The organism is Cellulosimicrobium sp. XJ-DQ-B-000 (assembly GCF_031119065.1).
Classification (GTDB): domain Bacteria; phylum Actinomycetota; class Actinomycetes; order Actinomycetales; family Cellulomonadaceae; genus Cellulosimicrobium; species Cellulosimicrobium funkei.
Genome location: NZ_JAVHYN010000002.1, coordinates 341,379 through 358,595 on the forward strand (window position 1 = coordinate 341,379; position 17,217 = coordinate 358,595).

Sequence of the window (17,217 nt, forward strand, 5' to 3'; positions counted from 1 at the left end):
TGGTTACGGTCGAGAGGTACCGACGAGAGGAGCACCCATGGGACTCGGAGACAAGGCCAAGCACGCCGCCGAAGAGGCGGGTGGCAAGCTCAAGGAAGGCGCGGGCAAGCTCACGGACAACGAGCGGCTCGAGGCCGAGGGCCAGGCTGACCAGGCCAAGGCCAAGGCCAACGTCAAGCAGGCGGGCGACGACGTCAAGGACGCGTTCGACCGCTGACGTGCTCCACCGTTCTGCTCACGAGGGCTCCGCTCCGGCGGGGCCCTCGTGGCGTCTCCGGGACCGTTCGACCGGGACGCCACGACCGGGACGCGACGGTCAGGACGCGACGACCGGGAGCCGCGGCGGTCAGGACGCGACGAGCGGGAGCCGCGACGGTCAGGACGCGGCGAGCGGCCGGACGTCGGCCGACGGCGCCGGGGCGAGCACCGGGACGACGCGCGGGGCGGTGATCCGCGCGAGGAGGCCCACCTCGACCCCGGGCCACTCGGGCGCGAGGATCGAGAACAGCACGGAGTCGGCGCGCGTCCCGTCGGGCGCGGTGCGGTGGCCGCGCATGACGCCCTCCTCGTGGGCGCCGAGACGGCGCATGGCCCCGAGCGAGCGCTCGTTGCGCGTGTCGACGCGGAAGCCGACCCGGTGCACGTCCCACGTCTCGAACGCGTGGCGCAGCAGCAGCCACTTCGTCACGGGGTTGACGAGGCTCCCCCACGTGGAGCGCGCGTAGAACGTGCGGCCCACCTCGACGCGGCGGTCGACGAGCGACAGGTCGCGGAACGCGGTGCTGCCGAGCACGGCGCCGGGCGCGCCGTCGGGGTCGACGGCGCGCACGACGAAGCCCGTGAGGTCCGGGGCCGCACGGGTCGCGGCCACGAGATCGGCCATCCCCGCGACCCCGTAGGGCAGGGGGATGCTCATCCCTGACCACATCGCCTCGTCGACGAGGCCGGCCAGCGTCTCAGCGTGCTCCAGGGCCAGCGGTTCCAGCCGGAAACCGTGCCCCGAGAGGACGACGTCGTGCAGCACAGCGCATATCAGAGCACACGCGGAACACCGCGCCAAGAGGGTCCGGCGTCGCGGTGGACAACGCTCGGCGACGACCCGGTGAACAGGCTGCCGCGTCGGCCGCCGGTGACGGTCAGACGGCCGGTCCGCACCCCGCCGCGTCGGCGAGGAAGCCCGCCGCCGCGGTCGCGAAGAGCCCTTCCAGGCCGGACCCCACGGGGACCGGGCGGGGGTCGTCCACGACGGCCCAGCAGCCGTCGACGACCTCGTACCGGGTGGCCGGGCCCTGCTCGACGTACGCGCGCACGGCCTCGACGAGACGCACGACGTCCGCACCGGTCGTCCCGACGCCCACCGAGGCGCGGATCGCGCCCGCGTCGTAGCCGAGGCGCGCGAGCAGCGGGTGCGCGCAGAACCGGCCGTCGCGCACGCCGATGCCGTGCTCGGCCGAGAGGTAGGCGGCGACGAGGCCCGGGTCGTGGCCCTCGACGGCGAACGTCACGACGCCGACCGGGTCGACGGCGTCGTCCCACACGCGCACGACCCGGACACCCGGGACCGCCTCCAGGCCCGCGACGAGGGCCGCGCGGAGCGCCGCCTCGTGCGCGTGCAGGTCGGTCGGGTCGAGCGCGGCGAGCGCGTCGCACGCCGCCGCGAGCGCCGCAGCGCCCACCACGTTCGGCGAGCCGGCCTCGTGGCGCGCGGGCGCCGTCTGCCACTGGGTCCCGGTCACCGCGACCTGGCGCACGGCGCCGCCGCCCGCGAGGTAGGGGGTGCCCGCGTCGAGCCAGTCGCGCCGCCCGACGAGCGCCCCCGCGCCGAACGGCGCGTAGGTCTTGTGCCCGGAGAACGCGACGTAGTCGACGCCCGACGCGGCGAGCGAGAACCCGCGGTGCGGGACGAGCTGAGCGCCGTCGAGCACGACGCGCGCCCCCGCGTCGTGCGCGGCGCGGACGACCTCGGCGACGGGCAGGGACTCGCCCGTGACGTTGGAGGCGCCGGTCACGGCGACGAGCGCGTACGGGAAGCGCGCGAGCTCGGTGCGCAGGCCCGAGAGCGTCTCCGCGACGGACGCGCCGCCCGCGAGGACCGTCGCGCCGCCGGCGCGCTGCCACGGCAGCAGGTTCGCGTGGTGCTCGACGTCGAGGACGAGCACGCGCCCGGGCGTGCCGTCCGCGTTCGCCGGGACGCAGCCCGCGAGCAGGTTGAGCGAGTCGGTCGTGTTGCGCGTGACGACCGTGACGTCGTCCTCGCGTGCGCCGACGAACGCACCGATCGTGCGGCGCGACGCCTCGTAGAGCGCCGTGGAGACCTGCGAGAGGTAGCCCGCGCCGCGGTGCACGCTCGCGTAGAGCGGCAGCACCTCGGTCACGCGGTCCGCGACCGAGCGCAGCGCCGGGGCCGAGGCCGCGACGTCGAGGTTCGCGTACGGCACGCTGCGGCCGTCGACGAGCGGGACGAGCGTGTCCCCGCCGACGACGGGCAGGAGCGCGGGCGCGTCGGCGAGCGCCGCGAGGTCAGGGGCCGGGGCGTCGGTGGGACACGAGACGTCCGCGAGAGCAGTCATGGCACAGTCCTCCAGGGTCGTCCGGGGAGAACCTCCCCGCGCTTGCCGCCCGCCGGTCGGCGTGCGGCCTGGTCGTCACCCGGGGCACCCCGCCGCGAGAGGAGGGTTGCCGGCCAGCAAACCGGGGTTTCGCGCTGGCACTCATGACCTGCGGACCAGGATGTCCGCGCGCACGGTGGCGTGTCAACCGGTGGTCACGGCGTCTCGGATGGCGGGACGCAGCCCACGGGCGTCTCCAGGCGCCACCCCGACTCGTCGACCGCGAACGACTCGAGCACCTCCCCCGTGCCGGCGTCGAGCACGACGACCGAGTCGGCCGGCCACCGCGCCGGGTCGCCCGGCGGTGTCGCCGGCGGGCGCTGGAGGCGCACACCGCGCGTGTGGGCCTCGATCACCGCGCCCGTGCGGGTGCTCGCGAGCACGACCTCCGGGTGCGCGTCGGCGTAGGCGTCGCACGCCGCGCCGTTCCCGTCGGAGCTCCACCAGCCCTCGTACCCGCCGACCGTGTGATCGGCCAGGTCGACCGGCTCGCCCCGGTGCGCCGCGGCCCCGTCCGACGACGGCGGGGGCGGGTCGAGCCGCTCGCCGTCGGGCCGCTCGCCCTCGGGGCGAACCGGGTGGACGGACGGCCGCTCCCCGGGCGTCCGCGCGGCATCGTCCCCGACGGGCCCCACGCTCACGACACCCTGCGGGGGCTCCTCCCCGCCGGACGCGGCCCACCACCAAGCGCCCGCCGCGACGACGACCGCCGCCACGCCCGCGCCCGCAGCGCGTGCTCGTCCCGTCTGCATCGACTCCCCCCGCCCGCCGGGACCCCCGCCCGGCCGCGCGGCCACGCTAGCGGAGCCGCGCGGCGTCGAGCACCCCTCACGGGCCGCTCCCCGAGACGGGCGTTCCGCACGTCGGACGCGTGGCGTACGATCCGAGCCAACCATCCGGAGCGGCCGAGTGACGTGGCACGTCGACGCCGCAGCAACCCCCCGGACCGCCTCGGCGGCCGGGCGCAGGGTGCTACTGCCACGATCGATGGAGGAGGACTCTCATGAGCGACCAGTCCCAGCAGGCGTCGGCACCCTGGCCGGCACCCCCCGAGGCGCGTCCCGCCGTCGGCTACGCCGGCGACCTCACCCCGCAGCAGGCATGGGACCTGCTCGCGCACGACGAGCGCGCCGTGCTCGTGGACGTCCGCACCGAGGGCGAGTGGCGCACCATCGGCGTGCCCGACGCCACTCAGCTCGGCCGCGACGTCCTGTTCGACGAGTGGGTGACCCCGGCGGGGCCCAACCCGCGGTTCCTCGACCGGCTCGTCGAAGCAGGCCTGACCCCCGGCGACGAGCGCCCCGTCGTGTTCCTGTGCCGCTCGGGCCAGCGGTCGATCGGCGCGGCGCGCGCGGCCACGGCCGCCGGGCTCGGGCCGTCGTACAACGTGCTCGAGGGCTTCGAGGGCGCCCAGGGGTTCTCGGGCCTGCGGGACGTCGAGGGCTGGAAGGTCCGCGGGCTGCCCACCACGACGTTCGACGAGGCCGCCCGGTGAGCGCGGTCGTGCCCGGGAGCGTGCCCGGCGGCTCCGGCCGCAAGCCCCTGCCCGCGAGCGCCCGTCCCGCGACGCTCGCCGTGCGCGGCGGCCACGCGCGCACCGAGTTCCAGGAGACGTCCGAGGCGCTGTTCCTCACGCAGGGCTACACGTACGACCGTGCGGCGGACGCCGAGGCGGCGTTCAAGGGAGAGCTCGACCGGTTCGTCTACTCACGCTACGGCAACCCGACCGTGCACACGTTCGAGGAGCGCCTGCGCCTCCTGGAGGGTGCGGAGGCGTGCTACGCGACGGCGTCCGGTATGTCCGCCGTGTTCACGGCGCTCGCCGCGCTGGTGCGGTCCGGGTCGCGCATCGTCGCGGCGCGCGCGCTGTTCGGGTCGAGCCTCGTCATCTTCGACGAGATCTTCGCGAAGTGGGGCGTGCGGACGGACTACGTCGACGGCCACGTGCTGTCGCAGTGGGAGGAGGCGCTGTCCACCCCCGCGGACGTCGTGTTCTTCGAGACGCCGTCCAACCCCATGCAGGACATCGTCGACGCGCGGCGCGTGAGCGAGCTCGCGCACGCCGCCGGCGCGGTCGTCGTGCTCGACAACGTGTTCGCGACGCCGTTGCTGCAGCGGCCGCTCGAGCTCGGGGCCGACGTCGTCGTCTACTCGGCGACCAAGCACATCGACGGGCAGGGCCGCGTGCTCGGCGGCGCGATCCTCGGGACCGAGGAGTACGTCACCGGCCCGGTGCAGACCTTCATCCGCAACACCGGGCCGTCGCTCTCGGCGTTCAACGCGTGGGTGCTGCTCAAGGGCCTCGAGACGCTGCCCCTGCGCGTCGCCGCGCAGAACGCCGCGGCGGCGCAGGTCGCGGAGGCGCTGGAGCAGCTCCCCGGGATCGGCCGCGTGCGCTACCCGTTCCTCGCGTCGCACCCGCAGCGCGAGCTCGCGCGGTCGCAGCAGAGTGGCGGCGGGACCGTCGTGACGTTCGACCTCGCCGTGCCCGAGGGCACCGACCCCGAGACGGCGAAGAAGCGCGCGTTCACCTTCCTCGACGCGCTGCAGGTCGTCGACATCTCGAACAACCTCGGCGACGCGAAGTCGCTCGTCACGCACCCGGCCACCACGACCCACCGCAAGCTCGGCCCCGAGGGCCGCGCCGCCGTCGGGATCGCGGAGACGACCGTGCGCCTGTCGGTGGGCCTGGAAGACCCGCAAGACATCATCGAGGACGTCGAGCAAGCCCTGAACTCCTGACCCCGCCTCCCGCCGAGCAGGCGGTATCGGCCCGTCCCGGCGCCGGGACGGGCCACGACCACCTGCTCGGCGGGCAGGAGGAGCCTGGTCGGCACCGGGGGCTTCCCAGGATCGGGTGGACCGGTCGCGTGAGCTTTCGTAGCGTCGTCGGGTGCCCGACGCCCTCTTCGACGACCCCCGCCTCGCCGCCCTCTACGACCCGCTCGACCCGGACCGGTCCGACCTCGACGCCTACGTCGCGATCGTCGACGAGCTGGGCGCGCGCCGAGTGCTCGACGTCGGGTGCGGCACCGGGACGTTCGCGTGCCTGCTCGCGCAGCGCGGCGTCGAGGTGGTCGGCCTCGACCCGGCGGGTGCGTCGCTCGACGTCGCCCGCACGAAGCCAGGCGCCGAGCGCGTGCGCTGGCTGCACGGCGACGCGACGGCCCTCCCCCCGCTCCAGGTCGACCTCGCGACGATGACGGCGAACGTCGCGCAGGTGTTCCTCACCGACGACGCGTGGGCCGCGACGCTGCGGGGCGTCCACGACGCGCTCGCGCCGGGCGGGTGGCTGGTGCTCGAGACGCGCGTGCCCGCCCGTCGGGCCTGGGAGGGGTGGGTCCGCGAGGCGACGACCACGCGCGTGGACGTGCCCGACGTCGGCCCGGTCGAGTCCTGGACCGACCTCACCGACGTGTCGCTCCCCTTCGTGTCCTTCCACGACACGACCGTGCTGCCCGACGGCACCACGCTCCACTCCGACTCGACGCTGCGCTTCCGGGAGCGCGAGGAGGTCGAGACGTCGCTCGTGGCGTGCGGGTTCGAGGTCGTGGACGTCCGGGACGCGCCCGACCGCCCGGGTCGCGAGTGGGTCTTCGTGGCACGGCGCGGCTGAGCCGCGCGAAGCGCGATCGTGTCAGCCGCGACGGTCGCCCAGCACGACGACGTCCTCCGGGCGGCCGCCCGACCGTGCGACGTGCGACCGGACCGCGTCCAGCTCGTGCGGCAGCAGGAGGAAGCTCACCGACGTCCCGGTGTCGTTCACGTCCCAGAGCAGCGTCCAGTGCTCGTCGAAGCCCGAGCCGCAGATCGTGAAGGGGGCGACGGCGAGGGCGAGGTCGAGCTCGCGGTCGTCGCGCGGGTCGAGCTCGAGCGAGATCGGGGGCTCCCACCCGAAGCGCCGGGCGAGGCGTCCGCGTCGTGCGCGGCACAGCTCCTCCAAGGCGTGCACCGCGTCGGTCGCGTCCGGTGGCCACGGCTCGTCGGAGTACACGTCGACCTGGAGCCGTGCCACCCGGTCGCGCAGCGCCAGGAGCGCGCCGCGACACGCGGCCGCGACGGTGCCCGGCGAGGCGCCGTCGGCGATCGTGCACAGCACGGCCGTCGTCCTCCGCTGCCGCATCGGTCCTCCCTCGGGTGCTGATTCCGCCGCGGCCTCCGCGCGCGTGCGGTGCGGACACCGTAGTCCCCGGGCCGCCTGTGGACGGCGGTTCGACGGTGTGGGTCGCACCTCGTAGATTCCTCGTAGCGCACGGCCGCGGGCCGGGCACATGATCACGCCACCACCATCGACAGGGGTCCTCTTGCTGCACGTGCACCGCTCCGAGCGTGCCGAGGCGCTCGTGGCGCCGCTCGCCGCCGTGCTCGCGGAGGTCCCGGCGGACCCGTTCACGCCGGACGTCGTGGCGGTCCCGACGCGCGGGGTGGAGCGGTGGCTCGCGCAGCGGCTCTCGCACCACCTGGGCGCGGGCGAGACGGCGGGGATCTGCGCGAACGTGGATTTCCGGGGCCCGCGGCGGCTCGTCGAGCAGGTCGTGGCCGACCTCACGGACCTCGACCCCGACGACGACCCGTGGCGGCCCGAGCGGCTCGCGTGGTCGGTGCTCGAGGTGCTCGACGCGCACCTCGCCGAGCCCTGGGCGGCGCCGCTCGCGCGCTACGTCGGCGACCCGAGCGACGAGGTGCGGCGGGGCCGGCGGCTCACGCTCGCGCGACGGCTCGCGGACCTCCTGGTCGACTACGCCCGCCAGCGGCCCGAGGTCGTGCTCGCGTGGTCGGCCCCGGTCACGGGGACCGCCGTCGCGCCGGACGACCTCGCGTGGCAGCCCGAGCTGTGGCGCCGCCTGGTGGAGCGCGTCCCGGCGACGGACCCGGCACGGCGCGTGACGGAGGCGGTCGCGGCGCTGCACGCGGACCCGGCGGCCGTCGACCTGCCGCCGCGGCTGTCCGTGTTCGGGCCCACGCGGCTCCCCGAGGACGAGCTCCGGGTCCTGCGCGCGCTCGCCGCGCACCGCGACGTCCACCTGTGGCTCGTGCACCCCTCGCCGGCGCTGTGGGCGACGGTCGCCGCGTCCGCCGGCGACCCCTCCAAGGGCGACGCGGACCCGGGCTCGGACCGCGCGGGCGCGCCCGTCCGGCGTCGCGCGGACCTGCCGACGTTCGCGCGCCACCCGTTCCTCGCGTCCACCGGCCGGGACACGGTCGAGCTGCAGCTGCGGCTCGCCGCGGGCGAGGCGCGCGAGACCCACCACGAGGCGGCGCCCCCGCCGCCGACCCTGCTCGGCGCGCTGCAGTCCGCGCTGCGGGCCGACGATCCGGACGGCGCGCACGTGCTGGACCCGACGGACCGCTCCGTGCAGGTGCTCGCGTGCCACGGCCGCGCCCGGCAGGTCGAGGTGCTGCGCGAGACGCTCGTCGGCCTGTTCTCCGCCGACCCGACGCTCCAGGCGCGCGACGTCATCGTGCTGTGCCCCGACGTCGAGACGTTCGCGCCGCTCGTCACCGCGACCTTCGGCGCCGTCCCTGAGCTGGGCGAAGACGCGCACCCGGGCCAGCGGCTGCGGGTCAGCCTCGCGGACCGCGGCGCCGGGACCACCAACCCTGTGCTCGCGCTGCTCGCCACGCTGCTGCGCCTCGCGGACGGCCGCGTCACGGCGTCCGAGGTGCTCGACCTCGCGGCGAGCGGCCCGGTCCGCCGCCGGTTCCGCTTCTCCGACGACGACGTCGACCGGCTGCGGCAGTGGGCCGTCGAGGCGGGGGTCCACTGGGGCGAGGACGGCGAGCGTCGCGCCCGCTTCGGGATCGACGGGCACGTGCGGCAGGGCACGTGGGACGCGGCGCTCGACCGCATCCTGCTCGGCGCCGCGATGGCCGACGAGGACGCCCGGTTCGTCGGGCCCGCGCTCCCGCTGGACGACGTCGGCTCGACGGACGTGGACCTCGCGGGCCGGCTCGCGGAGCTCGTCGCGCGGCTCACGGAGATCCTGCGCGGTCTCGACGGCGTGCACCCGCTCGCGCACTGGCTCAACACCCTCGACCGCGCGCTCACGCTCCTGGCGGAGGCGCCGCCGACGGAGGCGTGGCAGATCGGCTCTGCGCGCCGCGTGCTGGGCGACGTGCGGGCGGCGGGTGCCGCGCACGGCGGCGTCGCGCTGCGGCTCGCGGACGTGCGGGCGCTGCTCGACGACCGCCTGGCCGGGCGCCCGACGCGCGCCGGGTTCCGCACGGGCGCGCTCACCGTGTGCTCGCTCGAGCCGATGCGCTCCGTGCCGCACCGGGTGGTCTGCCTCCTCGGGCTCGACGACGGCGTGTTCCCCCGCACCGCCGCGCCCGCGGGCGACGACCTGCTCGCCCGGCACCCCGAGATCGGCGAGCGCGACGCGCGCAGCGAGGACCGGCAGATCTTCCTCGACGCCGTCGCCGCGGCGGGCGACCACCTCGTCGTCCTGCACACGGGTGCCGACGAGCGCACCGGGGCGCCGCGTCCGCCCGCGGTGCCCGTGGCGGAGCTGCTCGACGCGCTGGACCGGGTGGCCACCACGGCCGACGGGCGCCCCGCGCGGGAGCACGTCGTCGTGCAGCACCCGCTCCAGACGGTCGACGAGCGGAACTTCACGCCGGGCGCGCTCGGCGTCCCCGGACCGTTCAGCCACGACGACGCGGCGTTCGCCGGGGCCCGCCAGGCGCGCGAGAAGCGTGAGCCGGTCGGGGCGCTCGTCGGCGCACCGCTCTCGCTGCCGACCGGTGCCGCCGTCGGCTCCGTGGAAGGACCGGGGTCGCCCACGGCGACCGGGCGCCGCGCCGACGTCGAGCTCGACGACCTGGTCCGCCTGCTCGAGAACGCACCCCGCTGGTTCGCGCAGCACACGCTCGACGTGGGTCTCGTGCTGGAGGAGGAGGACGTCGAGGACCGGCTGCCCCTCTCCCTCACGGGGCTCGCGGGCTGGGGCGTGGGCGACCGCGTGCTGCGGGCCGCGCTCGCGGGCGTCGACCCGAACCGCGCGATGCAGGCCGAGTGGCGCCGCGGCCAGGTCCCGCCGCGCGAGCTCGGCCGGTCGGCGCTCCAGGAGGTCGTCCGGGCCGTGGGGCCGCTCCGGGTCGCGTCCGTCGAGGCCGCGCGCGAGGCCGACGTCGCGGCCGGTCGTCCCGTGAGCCAGGACGTGCTGAGCTCCGCCGAGACGGTCGACGTGCGGGCCACCCTCCCGGACGGCGGCACGCTCGTCGGCAGCGTGCCGGGCGTGCACGGCGCGCGCGTGGTGCGCACGGAGTACTCGCGGCTCGGGCCGAAGCACCGGCTGCGCGCCTGGGTGCAGGCGCTCGCGCTGCGCGTGAGCGACCCGGACCGCCCGTGGGACGCCGTCGCGATCGGCCGATCGCCCCGCGGCCCGGGGGTCGCGTGGTCGACGCTCACGCCGCCCGACCGCGACACGGCGGCCGCCGTGCTGGCCGACCTCGTGGCCCTGCGCGACGAGGCCGCCCGCGAGCCCCTGCCGCTGCTGCCCGAGGTCGCGCTCCGCTACGCCGAGGAGCGGCGCACCACCGACGCGCGCGACGCCCTGATGCGCGCCGGGTGGGCGTGGAACAAGGGCTTCGAGCGCAAGGACCCGTACGTCGTGCTCGCGTGGGGCCAGGACCCGGCGCTCCCCGACCTCGCGGGCCACGCGACGACCGCCGACCTGGGCCGCTTCCCCGACGACCCGACCCGCCTCGGCGCGCTCGCGCGCCGCGTGTGGGACCCCCTGCTGGAGCACGAGCTGCGAGGTGCGCGATGAGCGGCCCGACGTCCGCACCCGCCACGCCCGCCGCGGCGTCCGGACCCGCGGTGCCCGGACCCGACGCGGGGAGCCCGCGGCGCTTCGACCCGTTCGGCGACCTGCCGCGCGGGACGATCGTGCTCGAGGCGAGCGCCGGCACGGGCAAGACGCACACCATCGCGACCCTCACCACGCGCTACGTCGCCGAGGGCGTGGCGGCGCTGCCCGAGATCATGCTCGTGACGTTCGGCCGGGCCGCGACGTCGGAGCTGCGCGACCGCGTGCGCGAGCGCCTCGTCGCGACCGAGCGCACGCTGCGCGGCCCCGACCCGGCGCACAGCACCGACGAGCTCGTCCGGTTCCTCGCCGCGGTCGACGCCGACGAGCTCGCCCGCCGTCGCGAGCGCCTGCGCGTCGCGCTGTCCCAGCTCGACGCCGCGACGATCACGACGACGCACGGGTTCTGCCAGCAGATGCTCACCGCGCTCGGGACGGCGGCCGACGTCGACCTCGCGACGAGCTTCCTGCCCGACGTGGCCGACCTCGTCGAGGAGGTCACGGACGACCTGTACGTGCGGCGGTTCGCCGACCAGAGCGAGCCGATCCTCTCGCCGCGCGACGTGCGCGCGGTCGCCCGCGCGGCGGTGAGCGACCACGGGGCGGTGGTCGCGCCGTCGGACGCGGCCGAAGGCTCGGTGGCCGCGGCGCGGTACGAGGTCGCCGTCGCCGCCCGCCGCGAGGTGGAGGCGCGCAAGCGCGCGATGCACCTGCTCGACTACGACGACCTCCTCGTCCTGCTGCGCCGCGCCCTCACCGACCCGGAGCACGGTGCGACGGCGACGCAGCGCGTCCGGTCGAGGTTCCGCGTGGTCATGGTGGACGAATTCCAGGACACGGACCCCGAGCAGTGGGCGATCCTGCGCACCGCGTTCCACGGGCGGCCCGACGAGAGCAGCGCGCTCGTCCTCATCGGGGACCCCAAGCAGGCGATCTACGCGTTCCGCGGCGCGGACGTCGTGACGTACCTGCAGGCCGTCGAGGACGCGACGGACACCGCGACGCTCAGCACGAGCTGGCGCAGCGACGGCCCGCTCCTCGCAGGCCTGCACGCGCTGCTCGGCGAGACGGCGCTCGGCGACCCGCGCATCGTCGTGCGCCCGGTCGACGCGGCGCACCCCGAGGCGCGGTTCTCCGGCGGCGCGCCGGTGCGGCTGCGGCAGGTGACGCGCCGCGCCTACCGGCTGGGCGCCTCGTCGGCGCCGTCGGCCCCGGACGCGCGCGGCCTGCTCGCGAAGGACGTCGCGGCCGACGTCGCGAGCCGTCTCGGCACCGCGTCCGGCGGGGGCGACCGCGTGCGCGACGACGTCGGCGGGGCGGCGGGCGACGCGGCGCACTGGCGCCCGCTCGAGCCGCGCGACGTCGCCGTGCTGACGCGCACGAACGCGCAGGCCGAGGCGGTGCGCTCGGCGCTCGTCGCGCTGGGCGTGCCCGCGGTCGTCTCGGGGCCGTCGAGCGTGTTCGGGTCGGCCGCGGCGCAGGACTGGCTCACGCTCCTCGCGGCGCTGGAGCAGCCGGGCCTCCACCGGCGCGCGACGGCGCTCGCCCTCACCCCGTTCGTCGGCTGGGACGCGCAGCGCCTCGCGACGGCGGACGACGCGGACCACGACGAGCTCGGCGACACGGTCCGGGCCTGGGCGCACCTGCTCGCCGACCGGGGCGTGGCCGCGGTCGCGGAGGTCGCCGCACGGCGCGGGGCGACGGCCCGTGTCATGGCGCGCGCCGACGGCGAGCGCTACCTCACCGACCTGCGCCACGTCACGCAGGCGCTGCACGAGGCCGCGACGACCGAGGGGCTCGGCACGGCCGCGCTCACGGCCTGGCTCCGGACCCGGATCGCCGAGGTCGGGACGGTCTTCACCGACGAGCGCACCCGCCGTCTCGAGACCGACGCCGCCGCCGTGCAGGTCGTCACCGTGCACGCCGCGAAGGGTCTGGAGTTCGGCGTCGTCTACGTCCCGTTCGGGTGGGAGCGGTTCGAGCCCGACGACCAGGAGCTGTTCGCGTTCCACGACGACCACGGGCAGCGCGTGCTGCACCTCGGCGGGGTCGGCTCCCCCGGGTTCGTGGACGCCAAGGCGCGCTGGCGCGACGAAGAGCTCGGCGAGGACCTGCGCCTGCTGTACGTGGCGCTCACCCGGGCTCGGCACCAGGTCGTCGTGCACTGGACCCCCACGAAGCGCAGCACCGGATCGGGACCGCTCACCCGCCTCCTGCTCGCCGACCGGATGCTCGGCGGCGAGCCCGGGCGCCACGCACGGCCCGACGCGATGCGCGACGACGCCGTCCGGTCCGCGTTCGAGGCGGTCGCGGCGCGGTCGGGCGGGACGGTCGTCGTCGAGCAGGTCGACGCGCGGCCGAAGGGCGAGCGCTGGTCGCCCGGCACCCGGTCGGGCACGGACCTCGCGCTCGCGACCGCGGCCCACCTCCCGGACCGCGACTGGCGTCGGGCGTCGTACTCGGCCCTGACCGCGGCCGCGCACCACGGCCCGGTCGGCGGGATCGAGAGCGAGCCCGAGGACCCGGGCGTGCAGGACGAGCCGGAGGAGACCGCCGACGACGACACCGCCGCGCCCTCGGCCCCGGCCTCGACCCCGCGACCCGGCGCGGACGTGCCGTCCCCGTACGAGGGGCAGCCGGGCGGCACCGCGTTCGGCACGCTCGTGCACGAGATCCTCGAGTACGTCGACACCGCGGCCGACGACCTCGACGCCGAGGTGCGCGCCCGCTGCGCGCAGGCGGCGACGGTCCGCGTGCCGGGCGTCGAGCCCGTCGCGCTCGCGACGGCGCTCGGCCTGTCGCTGCGCACGCCGCTCGGCCCGATCGCGGGCGGGCTCACGCTCGCCGACGTCGACCCGCGGGACCGGCTGCCCGAGCTCGAGTTCGAGCTCCCGCTCGCCGGGGGCGACGAGACGGAGGGCGTGCGTCCCGCGACGCTGCGCGACCTCGCGGACGTCCTGCGGGCGCACCTGCCCGCCGACGACGCGTTCGCCCGATACCCCGACCTCCTGGCGGCGCTGGCCGACGAGTCCGAGACGGGCACGAGCACCGGCGGCGTCCCGCTGCGCGGCTACCTCACGGGCTCGATCGACGCCGTGCTGCGCGTGCCCGCCCCGGGTCCCGACGGCGCTCCGGACGGGGATCCGGGCGGCCGCCACCGGTACCTGGTCGTCGACTACAAGACGAACCGCGTCGGGCCGCCCGGGGTCCCGCTCGCCGTGGGCGACTACCACCCCGACGCCATGCGCGACGCGATGCTCGCCTCGCACTACCCGCTGCAGCTCGTGCTCTACCTCGTCGCGCTCCACCGCTACCTGCGGTGGCGCGTGCGCGACTACGAACCCGACCGCGACCTCGCCGGCGGGGCGTACCTCTTCGTGCGCGGCATGGCCGGGCCGGATACGCCCCGCGGCCCCGACGGCACCCCGTACGGCGTCGTCGCCTGGAGCCCGCCGCCCGGGCTCGTCGTCGCCCTGTCCGCCCTGCTCGACGGAGGTCGCGCATGACCACGACCACTCCCGGGTCGACGCTCCGGCCCACCGCTCCTCCTGCGGGCGACGTGGTCGACGAGGGCGACCCGCGGCTCGCCGTCGGCGTGCCGGCGGGCCTGGCGCCGTTCAACGTCGCGCGCGTGGTCTCGGCCGCCGACGTGCGCGTCGCGCTGCGGCTCGGCCGGCTCACGGGCGAGCACGACGACCAGGTGCTGCTCGCCGTCGCGCTCGCCGTCCGTGCCGTGCGCAGCGGCTCCGTGTGCGTGCGCCTCGACGACCTCGGCTCCCTGGCGCTGCCCGAGGACGAGGAGGCCGCCCGGACCGACGCCGCGGACCTGCCGTGGCCGGACCGCGCCGCGTGGGCCGGCGCGGTCGCGCGCAGCCCGCTGGTCGCCGTCGGGGTCGACGGCGCGCCCGACAGGCCCGCGCGCTGGGTCGGGGGCGCGCTGTACCTCGACCGCTACTGGCGCGACGAGCTCGCGGTCCGGCACGACGTCGACGGTCGGCTCGCGGCGCCCGACCTGCCGGTCGACGCCGACCGCCTCGACGTCGCGCTGGCCCGCCTCTTCCCCGCGGCGGAGGACACGCGGCAGCGGCTCGCCGCCGCGCACGCCGCCACGCGCCGGCTCACCGTCCTCACGGGTGGCCCCGGCACGGGCAAGACGACGACGGTCGCGCGGCTGCTCGCCGTCCTGCACGACGCCGTCCCGCACGACGCTGCCCGCCCCGCGACCGCGGCGGCGCCCGCTCCGTCGCGCGCGGGGGCGAACGTCCCGGCCGACCAGGGCACGGCGCTGCGCGTCGCGCTCGCCGCCCCGACCGGGAAGGCGGCCGCACGGCTCCAGGAGGCGGTGCGCGAGGTCGTCGCCGGGTTCGGCGACGCCGCCGACCGCGCGCGCGTCGGCACGCCCGTCGCGACGACGCTGCACCGCCTGCTCGGGTACCGGCCGGGCAGCAGCACCCGGTTCCGCCACGACGCGCACCACCACCTGCCGCACGACGTCGTCGTCGTCGACGAGACGTCGATGGTCGCGCTGCCGCTCATGGCGCGGCTGCTCGAGGCGCTGCGGCCCGACGCGCGGCTCGTGCTCGTCGGGGACCCGGACCAGCTCGCCTCGGTGGAGGCCGGCGCCGTGCTCGGCGACCTCGTGCACCGCGAGCCCGTCACGCCCCCGGCCACCGCACCGGTCGTGCTCGCGGCGGCCGAGACCGCGCTGGCCGACGCGCCGCCGCCCGCCGACGGCGAGGTCGACGACCGGGCGGTGCTCGGCAACGGCGTCGTCCGGCTGCGCACCGTCCACCGTCAGGACCGCGACTCGGAGATCCTGCCGCTCGCCGCCGCGATCCGGGCCGAGGACGCGGAGGCGACGCTCACCCTGCTGCGCGCGGGGCACGGGTCCGTGGAGTTCCTCGAGGCGCCCGACGACGAGCCCGACGACGCGGTGCTGGCCGCGGTCCGCGCGGACGCCGTCGCGGCGGGGACCCTGCTCGTCGAGGCCGCGCGCGCCGGGGAAGCCGCCGCCGCGCTCGACGCGCTCGCGCGGCACCGCGTCATGGTGGCGCACCGGCGCGGGCCCGCGGGGCGCGGCCGGTGGGCGGCGCAGGTCGAGGCGTGGGTCGAGGAGGCGACCGGCCACCACGCGACCGACTCCCCGTGGGTCGCCGGGCGGCCCCTGCTCGTCACGACGAACGACGCCGACGTCGGCCTCTACAACGGCGACACCGGCGTGCTCGTCGCGGAGCCCTCGGGCGGGGTCGTCGCCGTGTTCGGGGACCCGCGCGCGCCGCTGCGCGTGCGCACGCACCGGCTGCCGCCCGTGGAGACCGTGCACGCCATGACGGTCCACCGCGCGCAGGGCAGCCAGTTCGACCGCGTCACGCTCGTCCTGCCGCCCGCGACCTCGCCGCTGCTCACGCGCGAGCTGCTGTACACGGCGGTGACGCGCGCGCAGTCGTTCGTGCGCGTCGTCGGCTCCGAGGACGCCGTGCGCACCGCGGTGACGAGCCCGGTCCACCGGGCGAGCGGGCTGCGGACTCCGCTGCCCGGCGGTCAGTCCTCGGTGCGCTCCGCCTGATCGCGCTCGCGCAGCTCCTTGAGGCGGCCCCAGGGCACGAGCACGATCCAGGCGACGGACGCGACGGCGGCGCCCATGATCATCGAGGGGACGTCCATGGCGACCATCCTGGCAGGCGTGCGCGGTCGCCCCGGGGAATGAGGCACGGGGGTGGCCGGTTGGCACCAGGGTGAGCACCCAGACCCCCCGCCTGTCCGTCCTCGACCTCGTGCCCGTCCGCTCGGGCCAGTCCAGCACCCAGGCGGTGCGAGCGTCGCTCGACCTGGTCCGCCTCGCCGACCGGCTCGGCTTCGAGCGCTACTGGTTCGCCGAGCACCACAACATGCCCGCGGTCGCGGCCTCGACCCCGCCCGTGATGATCGCCGCGGCCGCGTCGGTGACGGACCGGATCCGCGTCGGCTCGGGCGGCGTCATGCTGCCCAACCACGCACCGCTCGTCGTGGCCGAGCAGTTCGCCGCGCTCGAGGCGATCGCGCCGGGGCGGGTCGACCTGGGCCTCGGCCGCGCCCCCGGCTCGGACCCGGTCGTCACGCAGCTCCTGCGCATCACCGGCCCGACGGCCGACGTCGACCGCTTCCCCCAGCACGTCACGGACATCCTCGCGCTCATGAGCCCGCAGGGCGCGACGCTGCGCCTCACGAGCGGGCAGGTCTACGACGTGCACGCGACGCCCGCCGCGGACGGCACCCCGACGGTCTGGCTGCTCGGGTCGAGCGACTACTCCGCGCGCCTCGCGGCCGAGCTCGGCCTGCCGTACGTGTTCGCGAACCACTTCTCGGGCCAGGGCATCGACGAGATCCTCGCCCTGTACCGCGAGGGCTACCGCCCGAGCGAGGCGTTCCCCGAGCCCCGCACGTTCCTCACCCTCAACGCCGTCGTCGCGGAGACCGACGACGAGGCGCGCGCCCGGGCCCTCCCCCAGGCCCGCATGATGGCGCGCCTGCGCACCGGGCAGGCGCTCACCGCGCTCGAGACCGTCGAGGAGGCGCAGGCCGCGCCGCTCGACGGCGCGGCCGGGCAGATGGTCGAGGACAGCCTGCGCCGCTGGGCCGTCGGCACGCCCGACGCCGCGGCGGCCGAGGTCCGTCGGCTCGCCGAGCGCCATGGCGTGGACGAGGTCATGGTCGTGCCCGTCGCCGCGTCCCGGGCGGACGAGGCGCTCGACGCGACGCCGGGCCGCGCGCGCACGCTCGAGCTCCTCGCGGGCGAGCTCGCCGTCTGACCCTCCCCG

Annotated in this window: 13 protein-coding genes and 1 riboswitch; of the genes, 8 read left to right on the forward strand and 5 right to left on the reverse strand. The window is 76.9% G+C overall.

Annotation, left to right across the window (positions count from 1 at the left end; genetic code table 11):
* Positions 1-37: 37 nt before the first annotated feature.
* On the forward strand, positions 38-217 hold the full coding sequence (locus RDI86_RS05430; protein ID WP_308820890.1) for a CsbD family protein: 180 nt from the start codon (positions 38-40) through the stop codon (positions 215-217).
* Positions 218-376: 159 nt separating this feature from the next.
* Here the strand turns inward: RDI86_RS05430 and RDI86_RS05435 are convergent, their stop codons facing one another.
* The 3 genes from RDI86_RS05435 to RDI86_RS05445 all read right to left on the reverse strand — a co-directional run bounded on the left by RDI86_RS05435 (position 377) and on the right by RDI86_RS05445 (position 3,361).
* Positions 377-1,024: a GNAT family N-acetyltransferase gene (locus tag RDI86_RS05435; RefSeq protein WP_076403620.1), complete on the reverse strand. Its 648-nt coding sequence runs from the start codon at positions 1,022-1,024 to the stop codon at positions 377-379.
* Between the two features lie 112 nt (positions 1,025-1,136).
* Positions 1,137-2,570 carry an aminotransferase class V-fold PLP-dependent enzyme gene (locus RDI86_RS05440; RefSeq protein ID WP_308820891.1) on the reverse strand — a complete coding sequence of 478 codons (1,434 nt, stop codon included), beginning with the start codon at positions 2,568-2,570 and terminating at the stop codon, positions 1,137-1,139.
* Between the two features lie 33 nt (positions 2,571-2,603).
* Positions 2,604-2,719, reverse strand: a riboswitch (SAM riboswitch).
* Positions 2,720-2,764: 45 nt separating this feature from the next.
* Entirely contained in the window at positions 2,765-3,361 is a 597-nt protein-coding gene (locus RDI86_RS05445) for a hypothetical protein (RefSeq protein ID WP_308820892.1), read from the reverse strand.
* Positions 3,362-3,612: 251 nt separating this feature from the next.
* Here RDI86_RS05445 and RDI86_RS05450 point away from each other — a divergent pair, with 251 nt between their 5' ends.
* The 3 genes from RDI86_RS05450 to RDI86_RS05460 all read left to right on the forward strand — a co-directional run bounded on the left by RDI86_RS05450 (position 3,613) and on the right by RDI86_RS05460 (position 6,225).
* Positions 3,613-4,104, forward strand: coding sequence for a rhodanese-like domain-containing protein (locus tag RDI86_RS05450; RefSeq protein ID WP_076403624.1), 492 nt, complete (start codon positions 3,613-3,615; stop codon positions 4,102-4,104).
* The gene (locus RDI86_RS05455; protein WP_374990518.1) at positions 4,101-5,351 is read left to right on the forward strand and encodes an O-succinylhomoserine sulfhydrylase; all 1,251 of its coding nucleotides are present in this window, start codon (positions 4,101-4,103) and stop codon (positions 5,349-5,351) included. The genes RDI86_RS05450 and RDI86_RS05455 overlap by 4 nt, the downstream gene beginning before the upstream one ends.
* A gap of 151 nt (positions 5,352-5,502) precedes the next feature.
* Positions 5,503-6,225 (forward strand): class I SAM-dependent methyltransferase, encoded by a 723-nt coding sequence (locus RDI86_RS05460; RefSeq protein WP_061267129.1) that lies wholly within the window; start codon positions 5,503-5,505, stop codon positions 6,223-6,225.
* Between the two features lie 21 nt (positions 6,226-6,246).
* Here the strand turns inward: RDI86_RS05460 and RDI86_RS05465 are convergent, their stop codons facing one another.
* Positions 6,247-6,732, reverse strand: a complete 486-nt coding sequence (locus tag RDI86_RS05465) for a hypothetical protein (RefSeq protein WP_076403629.1) — start codon at positions 6,730-6,732, stop codon at positions 6,247-6,249.
* A 190-nt stretch (positions 6,733-6,922) separates the two neighbouring features.
* Here RDI86_RS05465 and recC point away from each other — a divergent pair, with 190 nt between their 5' ends.
* From recC to recD, 3 genes are read left to right on the forward strand one after another with little or no spacing between them, the layout of a single operon-like run.
* Complete coding sequence (gene recC / locus RDI86_RS05470) at positions 6,923-10,381, forward strand: exodeoxyribonuclease V subunit gamma (RefSeq protein WP_308820955.1); 3,459 nt, start codon at positions 6,923-6,925, stop codon at positions 10,379-10,381.
* Complete coding sequence (locus RDI86_RS05475) at positions 10,378-13,926, forward strand: UvrD-helicase domain-containing protein (RefSeq protein ID WP_308820893.1); 3,549 nt, start codon at positions 10,378-10,380, stop codon at positions 13,924-13,926. Before recC ends, RDI86_RS05475 begins: the two co-directional genes overlap by 4 nt.
* Positions 13,923-15,986, forward strand: coding sequence for an exodeoxyribonuclease V subunit alpha (recD, locus tag RDI86_RS05480; protein WP_308820894.1), 2,064 nt, complete (start codon positions 13,923-13,925; stop codon positions 15,984-15,986). The genes RDI86_RS05475 and recD overlap by 4 nt, the downstream gene beginning before the upstream one ends.
* Here recD and RDI86_RS05485 read toward each other — a convergent pair.
* Entirely contained in the window at positions 15,962-16,084 is a 123-nt protein-coding gene (locus RDI86_RS05485; RefSeq protein ID WP_021483523.1) for a hypothetical protein, read from the reverse strand. The genes recD and RDI86_RS05485 overlap by 25 nt on opposite strands.
* Before the next feature lie 71 nt (positions 16,085-16,155).
* Between RDI86_RS05485 and RDI86_RS05490 the strand changes: the two genes are divergently transcribed.
* The gene (locus tag RDI86_RS05490; RefSeq protein ID WP_061267132.1) at positions 16,156-17,208 is read left to right on the forward strand and encodes an LLM class flavin-dependent oxidoreductase; all 1,053 of its coding nucleotides are present in this window, start codon (positions 16,156-16,158) and stop codon (positions 17,206-17,208) included.
* Positions 17,209-17,217 lie beyond the last annotated feature (9 nt).